The organism is Bacillus cereus group sp. BfR-BA-01441 (genome assembly GCF_022663075.1).
Classification (GTDB): domain Bacteria; phylum Bacillota; class Bacilli; order Bacillales; family Bacillaceae_G; genus Bacillus_A; species Bacillus_A cereus.
Window position 1 is genome coordinate 23,741 of sequence record NZ_JAKUEU010000019.1, and the last position, 12,847, is coordinate 36,587.

The following is a 12,847-nucleotide window of genomic DNA, read 5'->3' on the forward strand; positions in this document are numbered from 1 at the left end:
TATAAAATGGAGGATTTTATATGAAAAAGAAAGTACTTGCTTTAGCAGCAGCTATTACATTAGTTGCTCCATTACAAAGTGTTGCATTTGCTCATGAAAATGATGGGGCACAGAGATTTGGAGTTATTCCGCGCTGGTCTGCTGAAGATAAACATAAAGAAGGCGTGAATTCTCATTTATGGATTGTAAACCGTGCAATTGATATTATGTCTCGTAATACAACACTTGTAAAACAAGATCGAGTTGCACTATTAAATGAATGGCGTACGGAGTTAGAGAACGGTATTTATGCTGCTGACTATGAAAATCCTTATTATGATAATAGCACATTTGCTTCACATTTCTATGACCCTGACAATGGGAAAACTTATATTCCGTATGCAAAGCAAGCAAAGGAAACAGGAGCTAAATATTTTAAATTAGCTGGTGAGTCTTATAAAAATAAAGATATGAAACAAGCGTTCTTCTATTTAGGATTATCTCTTCATTATTTAGGGGATGTAAACCAACCAATGCATGCGGCAAACTTTACGAATCTATCGTATCCACAAGGGTTCCATTCTAAATATGAAAACTTTGTAGATACGATAAAAGATAATTATAAAGTAACGGATGGAAATGGATATTGGAACTGGAAAGGTACGAATCCAGAAGATTGGATTCATGGAGCAGCAGTAGTTGCGAAACAAGATTACGCTGGCATTGTAAATGATAATACGAAAGATTGGTTCGTGAGAGCTGCTGTATCACAAGAATATGCAGATAAATGGCGCGCTGAAGTTACACCAATGACAGGTAAGCGTTTAATGGATGCACAACGTGTTACTGCTGGATACATTCAGCTTTGGTTTGATACGTACGGAAATCGTTAAGTATTTAAAAAAGGTCAAATCTCAGAATAGAGTATTTGGCCTTTTTATCACTATACAATACATGGAGGTATGAAACGTGAAAGGTAAATTGCTAAAAGGTGTACTTAGCTTAGGTGTTGGTTTAGGAGCTTTATATAGCGGAACGTCAGCTCAAGCAGAAGTATCTACAAATCAAAATGATACATTAAAAGTGATGACGCATAATGTATATATGCTATCAACAAACTTATATCCGAACTGGGGACAAACTGAGCGTGCTGATTTAATCGGGGCGGCAGATTATATAAAGAATCAAGATGTAGTTATATTAAATGAAGTGTTTGATAATAGCGCTTCAGATCGTTTATTAGGGAATTTGAAGAAAGAATATCCAAATCAAACAGCAGTATTAGGTCGTAGTAGTGGAAGTGAATGGGATAAAACGTTGGGAAACTATTCATCTTCAACTCCTGAAGATGGTGGCGTTGCGATTGTGAGCAAATGGCCAATCGCTGAAAAGATTCAATATGTATTTGCAAAAGGATGCGGGCCAGATAATTTATCTAATAAAGGATTTGTATACACGAAAATTAAGAAAAATGATCGCTTCGTTCACGTGATTGGTACGCATTTGCAAGCGGAAGATAGTATGTGCGGAAAAACTTCACCTGCATCTGTACGTACGAACCAATTAAAAGAAATTCAAGACTTTATTAAAAATAAAAATATACCAAATAATGAGTATGTGTTAATTGGTGGTGATATGAACGTAAATAAAATTAATGCAGAGAACAAGAATGATTCAGAGTATGCATCTATGTTTAAAACATTGAACGCTTCTGTACCATCTTATACTGGACATACAGCGACTTGGGACGCAACGACAAACAGTATTGCAAAATATAATTTCCCTGATAGTCCTGCTGAGTATTTAGATTATATTATTGCAAGTAAAGACCATGCGAACCCATCATATATAGAGAATAAGGTGTTACAGCCGAAATCTCCACAATGGACTGTTACATCATGGTTCCAAAAATATACGTATAATGATTACTCTGATCATTATCCAGTAGAGGCGACTATTTCTATGAAGTAGTTTCAAAAAGTTTCTTCGTAAAGAAGAAACTTTTTTTATTTGCAAACAGGAAAATCACACTTTCTTTCCAATATGTATAAGACATATTGAGAAGAGGAGAGAAAAATGTGGATCGAGGAATTTTTAAAGAAGTTCCATTACCGTGTGCATTTTTGGATGAAATGGCTTTAGATAGAAATATTCAATCGATTATAGAGTTAAGTGGAAATAAGAAGATTCGTATAGCGAGTAAATCGTTACGCTCTGTTCCAATTATGCAAAAGATTTTAGCTGCAAATGATCGATTTCAAGGTGTTATGTGCTTTTCACCTAGAGAGATTTTATTTTTAATAGAACAAGGATTTAATGATTTATTGCTTGGATATCCTGCTTACGATGAAAGAGCTCTGTATGAAATTAGTTTGCTAACAAAGAAAGGTTTCATTATAACTTGTATGGTGGATTGTGAAGAGCATATTGTGTATTTAGAAAACATTGCTGAGAAATCTAAAGGATGTTTTCGTGTTTGTTTGGATATTGATATGAGTAGTCGTTTCTTTCAATTTCATTTTGGTGTACAAAGATCCCCAGTAAAAAATGTGCAGGATGCGTTGAAAGTAGTAGAAAAGGTGAGAAGGTCATTATATTTAATGTTAGATGGTGTAATGGGTTATGAAGCTCAAATTGCTGGGGTGGGAGATCATATACCGAATCAATGGTTGAAAAGTAAAGTAATTTCGTATTTAAAGCAGAAATCAGTGCTAGAAGTGAAAGAAAGAAGAGAACATATTGTAAAAGCAATACAAAATATTGGTATTGAGCTAAGGTTTGTAAATGGAGGCGGAACAGGAAGTATAAAAACAACCGAGAAAGATAATTCAGTTTCAGAGATTACAGTAGGTTCTGCTTTTTATTCTCCGAAGCTGTTTGATTATTATAAAGAGGTGAAATTTTATCCAGCGGTCGGATTTGCATTACCAGTTGTGCGTAAACCAGTCCAGTTTATTTACACTTGCCTAGGTGGTGGATATATTGCTTCAGGAGCAGTTGGAAAAGATAAAGAGCCTGAAGTTTGGAGACCGAAGGGTGCAAAACTATTAGCTTTAGAAGGTGCTGGCGAGGTACAAACGCCAATTTTTTATAACGGCGAGGAACGAGTGGATATAGGAGAGTCCATTTTGTTTCGTCATAGTAAGGCTGGTGAATTATGTGAGCGCTTTCCTTTTTTGTATCGTGTTAAAAAAGGAGAGATTGTTGGGGAGTATTCAACATATCGGGGGGATGGCCAATGCTTTCTATAAAGGGGAAAAAGTGGAGAAATTGGACAGGGAATGTAGAAGGAACGCCGCATTATACGATGTATCCAGAAAGTATACAAGATGTAGTAGAAGTTGTGGGGCTTGCGCGAAAAAAGGGAAAGAAAATTCGTGTTGTCGGTTCAGGACACTCGTTTACCCCCCTTGTGCAAACGGAAGAAGTTTTAGTTTCTTTAGATGAATTGAAGGGTATTGTGAATATTGATGCAGAGAAGATGGTTGCTGAAGTATGGGCAGGAACAAAGTTATATGATTTAGGGAAGTTACTTGAGGAAAAAGGCTATGCGCAAGAAAATTTAGGGGATATTGATTCACAATCTATTGCAGGAGCGATTAGTACGGGGACTCATGGAACGGGTATTACCTTTGGGAGTTTATCAACACAAGTTATAGAGATTACGGCAGTTTTATCTAATGGTGAGAGTATAGTTTGTTCGGAAACTGAGAACGTAGAATATTGGAGAGCGTTTCAGTTGTCACTTGGAATGTTAGGTATCATTGTAAAGATAAAATTAAAGGTTATTCCAGCGTATTCACTCGTTTATGAAAGTGAAAAACAGTCATTATCCACTGTAATGAACAAACTAGAAGAATATAAGAAGCATCGTCATTTTGAATTTTTCGTTTTTCCTTATTCTGATGAAGTACAAGTAAAACTTACGAACGAAACAACGAATACAGGCAGTGATTTGAAATGGCATAAATTAAAGGTGGAGTTACTTGAAAATAGGATGTTCTCTTTACTATCTAAAGGGTGTAAATGGTTTCCTTCTATAAGTAAAGGAGTGAGTCGATTATCAGCTAAAGCTGTACCAAACACAAAAATAATTGGCCCGAGCTATGAAGTATTTGCTACATCACGTACGGTACCATTTTATGAAATGGAGTATAGCATTCCTTCAAAGTATATGAGGACGGTTGTAGAAGAAATCTCAAATCTTATTGAAAAGAAAAAGTATAAGGTGCACTTCCCGATCGAATGCCGCTATGTGAAAGGTGATGATATATGGCTTAGTCCAGCCTATAGAAGAGATTCAGCGTATATCGCTGTTCATATGTATAAAGGTATGAAATATGCTGCTTACTTTGGCGAAGTGGAAAAAATTTTTCTGAAGTATGAAGGGCGTCCGCATTGGGGGAAAATGCATACATTATCGTATGAGCAATTACAAGATATATATCCAGAGTTTCATTCGTTTTTACAGGCGAGGAAGTCTCTAGATGAACTTGGAATGTTTTTTAATCCTTATGCAGAAAAGTTATTTATCCCGCTATTTGCCGGGCAGTAAGACCCCCACTGATTAAATTTTCACATTATGTATATAAAAAAGCTGACAAATAATTATTTGTCAGCTTTTTTTAGTGTAATTGCATTTCTTGTATGACTAATATGTTCATAAAATAGTAGTTTATCACGGCTAAATACATGCAGTAAAACATGAATAATGAATAGGCCGTTAATGATAAATAGGAATAACAATGTAACGAGTAATACTAAAGGTTCTGTATGATTTAACATAGAGCTACTAGAAAGAATATAATTGATTCCGCCTAACGCAAAATAAAATATACCGTAGCGAATAAATAGTTCTTTTAATGTAATACGATCTGATTTTCCTTTCAGATGAATGCGAAGCAATGCTTTCCCAATTGTTTTTCCATTTGTAAAGTATGGAATAAGAATAAAATAAATAAGGATTGAACACGTAATGAAAATGAGTTCATACATATTCGTGTAAGATTGCATATTAGAAACGAAGAAAGAATTTCCTTTGTTTTTAACGACAGGTACGACGATAGATAAGAAAATCCAATCAATTTGCATCGCGATAAGGCGACGAATGAATCCGACTGGTTTCGTTTCCAAATCAATATGACTATCTAACTCGTTTGTCTTCGGAAGGAAGTACGTAAATATTGGTGCAATGATAAAACCAATTACGCCACCTAATGTATTTAAAAACAAATCATCGATATCAAATAATCGGTATGCACAATTGTATATACCGTATAATCCAGTCACTTGTGTTAGCTCGAAAAATAGTGAAAGGAAAAAGGAAATGCAAATTGTTTGTAAGAAACTACGTCGGAAATAATAACGTAAGTAAATACCGAATGGAACAGTTAATAGAACATTAAATGCAACTTGTAAAAACGCAGACTCTTTTAATAAGTAGAAATAAGTAGCTGGTTTCGTTAAAACTGCCGATGTATGACTACTAATCTCTTGTATGAAATAAAATGGTGAGAGTTGCATGTGTTGTGTATTAGCTGGTTGTAGGCTACAAGTATCAAACGTTTGTGGTAACGGCAAAATAACAAGAAAATAGGCATTTAATAAGTAAAGTAATAATGAGTATAAAATAAATGAGCGCCATTTATTTAAATAACCGTATTTTCGATAATTAAATATTAAAAAAGGGATTAAAAGAAACATTGCTAAAAAGGGGAATAAAATAAATGCTGTTTTTACTGGAAATAAATATGCAGTCAAAGTAAAACTCCTTTCAATGAAAATTCGTTTATCATTATAGCGCTAAAAATATTTAAATACAAAGTTAAAATCTTTCGAAATAGAAATAATTACTAATTTTATAGGAATTAAGTTATAATAAATTTAATATAAGGATATTATGATTATGTAAGTTGAGAGAGGGTACAAGAGATGCGATATGAACTTTTTTCTGTAAGTGGGGATCATATTACGACTTTTGAAAGTGCATGGCGTTTTCAGGAGGGAGAACAGATTTTTGTTCATGATGATCAAACAAAAAGAAACTTTATTATTATTCGTCTGACGCATGATGTATTTCAACAAAATAAACATGTTATTCGTTTGTATTGTCAAGAGAAGAAAGTGTATGCATAAGAGAAGCCCTCTTACAGTATGAAAAGTAAGAGGGTCCTTATCTTGTTATTTGTGAACAGCCCGATTGATGAGGGCTGATTAAAGTTTCACTTTATCATTTTGCCCCTCGTAAGGAATAAAAAGAGAAGGGTTAATGCACATAGGTAGCATTTGATTTGGAAGAAAGTATATAGCCTTGTATTTTGTGCTTCAAAGTTACATGGCCTTCTCTTTGAGAAAGCCATGTATGGTAATCTTGTTGTGTTTTCCATAACAGACGAATCATATATTCTGCCTTATCATTTGTACGATGAACATGTGAAAACTCTATGTTAATACAACCGTTCGTTCCAGGGGAAGGATAATATTGTTTAAGCCCATAAAGTAGCTCATTTTCATATTCGTACTTAATGTGAATGAGTTTAGTAACTATAAACATATAAACACCTCTTTTACGATAATAGTAGGAAAGATAGAATTACTGTAATAGTAAACTTAAACAATATTATACTATTCAGAAAATTCTAAGTAAATAATAGATTTTAACTTAATAGAGGTATAAAAAAGCGAGTCATTCTATTACACTAGATGACTCGCTTTCAATTTGTAAGTTTTACTTTATAAGAAAATAAGAGTAAGTACACCTACGATAATACAATAGAAAGAGAAATATTTTAAATTTCCTTTTGCCATAATGTTCATAAACCATTTTAGTGAAATATACGTCATGATAAATGTTGCGATGAATGCAACGACATATGGTACGAATAATGTGTCTAGATTTGGATCATTTGCAATGTCTGTAATGCTTAACAATAAGCCACCTAAGCTAACAGGAATGTATAGTAAGAATGAGAAGCGAAGTGCTGTTTCTTGCTTCATACCAAGTAACATTGCTGCTACGATTGTGGCACCAGATCGGCTTATTCCGGGAATCAGTGCGCAAGCTTGTGCTAATCCGACGATGATTGCATCTTTCATAGAAAGGTCGCCATCATTTTTACGACCGCGTAAATTTCTAATAATCCAAAGGCCGACAGCAGTAATAAGAAGGGAAATCCCAACCATCTTCACACCTTTTAAGTACTGATCGATGTAATCTTTAAATAAAACACCAATAACACCTGCTGGAATGGTTGCAATAACAAGATAAATAATAAAGAAGAAATCTGATTTTGCGTCTTCTGCTCTTGTAAATATATAAGAGAGACCATTCTTCGTTAGACGAATTAAATCATTTCTATAAATAAGTAATACAGCTAATAATGAAGCTGAATTAACAAGTAGTTCGAAGCTAAACCCTTCTATTTTTAGTCCTAGCAAATGTTGTGCTAAAACGAGATGACCACTTGAAGAAATCGGAATTGGTTCTGTTAGTCCTTGGAACAGACCGAGAATTAAATATTTTAAAACGTAGTAAAATTGTTCCATAATAACCTCCTTGTTTATTAGTTGAAAGAAACAACTTTTCCATTATAACAAAGATATGGATGAATATTGAAAAGAAATAAATATTCGAAATAAAATAAAAATCCCTTATAGCAGTATAAGGGATTTTTATTTTTAATTAAGAAGTTACTGTTTCTTGAAGACTTTTAGACAATTGAACATCGACTTTTTCAGCATCATGAATATGATTCATAATAGTAGTATTTAATTTTTGGAACATTTGTTGCGTGTTAGCGAATTCTCGTAATATGTCATCATTACAAGACTTTTGGTTTTCGATAGCCTTAATAACATTTGTAGCACCATTTTGTAACGTTTGAATCATAACTAAAATATTTTCAATTCTAGCATTTGTATCGGCGCTCATTTCTACACCTTCATCAACTAAATGTAAATTATCTTTTGTGTTATCATATGCTTTTTCAATTTCTTCTTGAATTTTTTTCGTTAAGTTGCCGATGTTTTTTGTACTTTCTGCTGTACTTTCCGCTAGTTTTCTTACTTCATTGGCAACGACAGCGAATCCCTTACCATGCTCTCCAGCACGCGCGGCTTCAATACTCGCATTTAAAGCAAGTAAATTTGTTTGTGCTGCAATGTTTTGAATGACTTCTACAATTTGCTCGATTTCCTTTGAGCGTTCGCTTAGATGATTCATACTATTAGACGTGCGTTGAGATTGTTCACCTAATTTATTAATTACAATAAGTAAGCGGTGAACGGATTCTTTTCCTTCATTAGAGCAGTCAATAATTTCTGCAATAGACTGAATTAAGCTTTGTTCCTTTTGTAACATTTCATTATTTAACTCATTGGAATGTGTCGTACGTGTTGAAACATTTTCGAAACATGAACTTAATTGTTGAACTAAGCTTTGAAGTGTATTGTGTTGGTTATTTACAAGTTGATGCTCTTGGACAACGCTTTGTACACGATCGTGGATAGTAGAAATAGTCTCTTGCTTTTCAATATCTTTTTGTTTTAATTCTAATTCTAATTCTTGTATACGCTCTTCTAATTGAGCAATTGTATGTTGGAGTGATTTTTTTTGAGTAAACATGTATTTATTTCAACCGCCTTCGAAAGTTATATTTTCTCTATATTTGGATTTTAGCATCTTTTGTATTTTTTAAATATAGGAATTGTTAAATATTTAAGAATCTATTACATTTTATTCATAATTCTCTTTTTTTCGTCACGAAAAATAAACTGTATTTAATCGTTTTGTAAACAAACTGTAAAATAAATCATGTATAACTGTATAAGAAGGGAGTCGGATTATGAACTATTTTAAGCGAATCAGCTGTCTAGTATTAGCAGGAATTATCGGTCTTTCTAGTACAGTCGCTGTTAAAGCAGAGTCAAACGACGAGAAACTTAACAACATGCAACAGCAATTGCAACAAAACGATGCAGAAATGCAAAAGAAAGAGCAAGAGAAGCAAGCTGTTAGTAAAGAAATTAAAGGTATCGAAAACGAACTACATAATTTAAATAATACAATTGCAAAAAATAAAGAGGATCAAGCTGCTATTCAACGTAAAATTGATGAAACACATAAGCAGATTGAGCAAAAAAAGCAAGAAATTGTCGTTTTGGAGGATAAAGTCCTTGCTCGTAAAGATATTATGAGAAAACGTATGGTTTCTGTTCAAAACAGTTCAAATACAAGTTTAGTAGTAGAAGTTGTAGTAGAGTCAAAAAACTTTGCAGACTTCTTACAACGTATGAACGCAGTTTCTACTATTCTAGAAGCTGATAAAGAAATTTTACGTCTACAAGAACAAGATCTTCGTCAAATTGAAGAAGATAAGAAAACAATTGACGAAAAAGAAGCATCTTTAGTAGTAGACAAACAAAAATTAGCAAAAGCGCAAGCTGAACTGCAAGATAACTTGAAAAAACGTCAAGATAACTTACAAACAGTTCAAGCTAAATATAATGAAGTTGCAAGTCAACTTAATTTAGCAGCGGAAGAGAAAGCTAAAATTGAATCAAATATGAAGACAGTACAAGAAACGATTGCTCGTGAGCAAGAAGCAGCAAGAATCGCAGCGGAAGAGCGTGCAAAAGCAGAAGCGGCTGCAAAAGCAGAGCAAGAAGCTTTAGCGAAAGCACAAGCAGAAATTGCTGAAAAGCAAAAGCAGGAAAAAGCTAGTAAACCAGCTGAACCTGTAGCAAAAAATACAGAAACAGAGTCTAAGCCTGATACGAAACCAACTCAAGGTGGAAAAGAATTTTACGTAACAGCAACCGCTTATACAGCTGACCCATCTGAAAACGGCTATAAACCGGGTGAAACTGTAAAATCTAAGTTAGGACATAATTTAACTGCAAATCCAAACATGAAATTAATTGCTGTAGATCCATCTGTTATCCCATTAGGTTCTACTGTATATGTAGAAGGATATGGAACAGCAATTGCTGGAGATACTGGTAGTGCAATAAAAGGGCATATCATTGATCTATTAATGCCAAATTCAGCTCAAGCTAATGACTGGGGTAGAAGAACAGTTAAAGTTAAAATTTTAAACTAACAAGTAATCCAACTTTACAATACGTAGAGTTGGATTTTTTTATAATAATAATGTTAAGTTAAGTTTACATTTTGTTAAGGATAGCATACAATAATGGTGAGAGGTGGTAAATTTGACCATTTTAAACAGAGTAAAAGAATTAAGAGCTCGTTTTAACTTTACGCAAAGTGTATTAGCAGAAAAGGTTGGAGTAACGAGACAAACAATTGCTGCAATTGAAAAAGGGGATTACGTTCCTTCTTTGTTATTAGCACTTACGATTTGTGATGTGTTCCAGTTAAAGATGGAAGACGTGTTTGTTTTAAATAAGGAGGAGGAAGAGGATGAATAGAATTGTTTTTTCTTATATCATAAACGTGCTTTATACTGCTTTAGTATGCTGGACATTTGTTGAATTTTATAGTGTCATTACAGAGTTAGCCGATATAATTAAAAACGAGAAATTCCCATTTGAAGTATGGTTTAATGGAGTACCATTCATTTTATTATTTATTGGAGCAATTATAGTTACAATTTTTTATAGAATTCAAAAGAAAAAATATAAGAATTTATCTTTTTGGATGTATCCATTATTATTTCCGCTAGAAGATGAACGTGAAAAAGCGATTACGGATAAAGCTTGTCGAACAACATTTGTATCGTTATGGTTTGTGTTACCTTGTGCAGTTGGATTTTTAACTTTTTCGCCTATTATTAATGAATATCTTCCTGGATACCCATTATATATTCTATTTTCTATTTTCTTTATTCAAATGACAGTATTTCACGTATCACTATACAGAAATAAATTAGCTTAAAAAGAAACCTTCTTGCACTGGCAAGAAGGTTTCTTTTTAAGCTAATACTTGTACATATAGCAATATTATTTTATCATTTTATATAGAGTAAGATTTTGTAAGGGAAAGGAACTGTGTATGAATAAGCAAAGAATTTATAGTATAGTAGCAATTCTGCTATTTGTTGTAGGTGGCGTATTAATTGGAAAGCCATTTTATGATGGATATCAGGCTGAAAAGAAACAGACTGAAAATGTGCAGGCTGTTCAAAAGATGGATTATGAAAAGCATGAGACGGAATTTGTAGATGCTTCCAAAATTAATCAACCAGACTTGGCGGAAGTAGCGAATGCATCATTAGATAAGAAACAAGTAATTGGTCGTATTTCGATTCCAAGTGTTTCAGTAGAACTGCCTGTTTTAAAAGCTTCTACTGAAAAAAACTTATTATCAGGTGCAGCGACAGTAAAAGAGAATCAAGTTATGGGAAAAGGAAATTACGCATTAGCAGGACATAACATGTCTAAAAAAGGTGTTTTATTTAGTGATATAGCTTCTTTGAAAAAAGGCGATAAAATTTATTTGTATGACAATGAAAATGAATATGAGTATGCGGTTACTGGTGTATCTGAAGTGACTCCTGATAAGTGGGAAGTTGTAGAGGATCATGGGAAAGATGAGATAACGCTTATTACATGTGTATCTGTAAAGGATAATTCTAAGCGTTATGTTGTTGCTGGTGATTTAGTAGGAACGAAGGCGAAGAAGTAAAAAAGAAGGTGAACTCTTTAAAGAGTTCACCTTCTTTTTTACTAATGTTGAGAAATAATAGAATATTTTGGTTTGTATTCAAATATTATTCTATTTATGTATAATAAAATTAGGATTCTATATTTTGGGAGGAACAAGAGTGAGACAACAGGTGAAGAAACTTCTTTTAACAACGAGTATAGCGTTATTGGTAGCTCCAATTTCAGCTTATGCACATCCAGGGCGTACAGATGTTAATGGCGGACATACGTGTCGTACAAATTGTGAGAAATGGGGATTACAGTACGGGGAATATCATTATCACAATAAACCAGCTTCTAGTAGTGGCGCAACGAGCCCAGCTCCTAGCCAGAATAATAATAGTGCTGTAGAAGCTGAGAGACAAGCAGAAGCACAGCGCAATACCGAGGCGGAAAAACAACGTGCTGCAGAAGCGCAACGCAACGCTGAGGCGGAAAAACAACGTAATGCAGAAGCACAGCGTAAAGCTGAAGAGGCACGTAAGCAAGAGGAAGCGCAGCGCCAAGCTGATATGGAAAAAGGTCAACTTGAAGGGCAAAAGAATGGAGAAACTGATTTTAAAGCAGGAAAAAATGATGCGGAAGTGCATGTAGCTGGAAAATCTGATGCATATAAACAAGCGTTTAAAGCGACTTATGCAGCCGTATGGTCTTTAGAAGAGCAGAAGAAAACGCATTTTGAAAAAGGAAAAGAACAAGGTTTAGCACAAGAGACGATGGACGATAGTCAAGTTGCTTCAGAGTTTAAGGTAAACTTTGCAGACGGATTCAAAGTAGGGAATAAAGAAAGAACAGAAAAAATTGAAAAAGAGCAAGCTGAGTTAGGGGAAAAGACAGGGAAAGAACTAGCTGAAAAGAATCCTGGAAATAGAGAGAAAGAAGTATACGTGAAGGCATATGAAACAGCGTATGAAAAAGGCTATAAATCTACAAAAAAGGCAGTAGAAAAAGCTGGCTATAAGTATGCATTTGAAAACTATGATTTAAAAGTTCCTGCTAAGTATGAAAGAAATGAATTGTTAAAGAAATGGTTTACTGAAGGATTTAAATCGAATAAAAAAGCAGCGGAAATTCGAGAAGAAGGGTATAAAAAGGGAGACAGCTGGTTCTCATTCTTCTATAAGAGTTTCGTACCAAGTGAATATAAAGAACATAAAGAGCTGTACGAACAAGCAATAGAACAAGGGAAAACAGCATAAAA

14 protein-coding genes are annotated in these 12,847 nt (G+C 34.0%); 10 read left to right on the top strand and 4 right to left on the bottom strand.

Annotated elements, in window-relative coordinates; genetic code table 11:
* Positions 1–20: 20 nt before the first annotated feature.
* The 4 genes from cerA (at position 21) to MR107_RS10685 (ending at position 4,534) form a co-directional block, all read left to right on the top strand.
* Complete coding sequence (cerA, locus tag MR107_RS10670) at positions 21–872, top strand: phospholipase CerA (protein ID WP_000730995.1); 852 nt, start codon at positions 21–23, stop codon at positions 870–872.
* Positions 873–948: 76 nt separating this feature from the next.
* Positions 949–1,950 (top strand): sphingomyelinase C, encoded by a 1,002-nt coding sequence (gene sph / locus MR107_RS10675; RefSeq protein ID WP_242292354.1) that lies wholly within the window; start codon positions 949–951, stop codon positions 1,948–1,950.
* A 107-nt stretch (positions 1,951–2,057) separates the two neighbouring features.
* Complete coding sequence (locus tag MR107_RS10680) at positions 2,058–3,230, top strand: amino acid deaminase/aldolase (protein ID WP_242292355.1); 1,173 nt, start codon at positions 2,058–2,060, stop codon at positions 3,228–3,230.
* Complete coding sequence (locus MR107_RS10685; protein ID WP_242292356.1) at positions 3,218–4,534, top strand: D-arabinono-1,4-lactone oxidase; 1,317 nt, start codon at positions 3,218–3,220, stop codon at positions 4,532–4,534. The genes MR107_RS10680 and MR107_RS10685 overlap by 13 nt, the downstream gene beginning before the upstream one ends.
* Before the next feature lie 53 nt (positions 4,535–4,587).
* Here the strand turns inward: MR107_RS10685 and MR107_RS10690 are convergent, their stop codons facing one another.
* Positions 4,588–5,739 carry a VanZ family protein gene (locus MR107_RS10690; RefSeq protein WP_000128025.1) on the bottom strand — a complete coding sequence of 384 codons (1,152 nt, stop codon included), beginning with the start codon at positions 5,737–5,739 and terminating at the stop codon, positions 4,588–4,590.
* 171 nt (positions 5,740–5,910) lie between these two features.
* Here MR107_RS10690 and MR107_RS10695 point away from each other — a divergent pair, with 171 nt between their 5' ends.
* Entirely contained in the window at positions 5,911–6,114 is a 204-nt protein-coding gene (locus MR107_RS10695) for a hypothetical protein (RefSeq protein WP_001268332.1), read from the top strand.
* 130 nt (positions 6,115–6,244) lie between these two features.
* On the opposite strand, the gene MR107_RS10700 is transcribed toward MR107_RS10695, so the two are convergent.
* The 3 genes from MR107_RS10700 to MR107_RS10710 form a co-directional block, all read right to left on the bottom strand.
* Positions 6,245–6,532: a hypothetical protein gene (locus tag MR107_RS10700; RefSeq protein ID WP_000471238.1), complete on the bottom strand. Its 288-nt coding sequence runs from the start codon at positions 6,530–6,532 to the stop codon at positions 6,245–6,247.
* Positions 6,533–6,711: 179 nt separating this feature from the next.
* On the bottom strand, positions 6,712–7,524 hold the full coding sequence (locus MR107_RS10705) for an undecaprenyl-diphosphate phosphatase (RefSeq protein ID WP_000434794.1): 813 nt from the start codon (positions 7,522–7,524) through the stop codon (positions 6,712–6,714).
* A 136-nt stretch (positions 7,525–7,660) separates the two neighbouring features.
* A complete protein-coding gene (locus MR107_RS10710) occupies positions 7,661–8,602 on the bottom strand; it encodes a methyl-accepting chemotaxis protein (RefSeq protein WP_000495037.1) in 942 nt (313 codons plus the stop codon).
* A 220-nt stretch (positions 8,603–8,822) separates the two neighbouring features.
* On the opposite strand from MR107_RS10710, the gene MR107_RS10715 reads away from it, so the two are divergent.
* The 5 genes from MR107_RS10715 to MR107_RS10735 all read left to right on the top strand — a co-directional run bounded on the left by MR107_RS10715 (position 8,823) and on the right by MR107_RS10735 (position 12,845).
* Positions 8,823–10,079, top strand: coding sequence for a 3D domain-containing protein (locus MR107_RS10715; RefSeq protein ID WP_001105783.1), 1,257 nt, complete (start codon positions 8,823–8,825; stop codon positions 10,077–10,079).
* A gap of 103 nt (positions 10,080–10,182) precedes the next feature.
* Positions 10,183–10,410: a helix-turn-helix transcriptional regulator gene (locus MR107_RS10720; protein WP_011109823.1), complete on the top strand. Its 228-nt coding sequence runs from the start codon at positions 10,183–10,185 to the stop codon at positions 10,408–10,410.
* Complete coding sequence (locus tag MR107_RS10725; RefSeq protein WP_017673718.1) at positions 10,403–10,876, top strand: DUF2178 domain-containing protein; 474 nt, start codon at positions 10,403–10,405, stop codon at positions 10,874–10,876. Before MR107_RS10720 ends, MR107_RS10725 begins: the two co-directional genes overlap by 8 nt.
* A gap of 117 nt (positions 10,877–10,993) precedes the next feature.
* Positions 10,994–11,626: a class A sortase gene (locus tag MR107_RS10730; RefSeq protein WP_001041724.1), complete on the top strand. Its 633-nt coding sequence runs from the start codon at positions 10,994–10,996 to the stop codon at positions 11,624–11,626.
* Positions 11,627–11,765: 139 nt separating this feature from the next.
* Complete coding sequence (locus MR107_RS10735) at positions 11,766–12,845, top strand: YHYH domain-containing protein (protein ID WP_242292357.1); 1,080 nt, start codon at positions 11,766–11,768, stop codon at positions 12,843–12,845.
* The last annotated feature ends 2 nt before the right edge of the window (positions 12,846–12,847 follow it).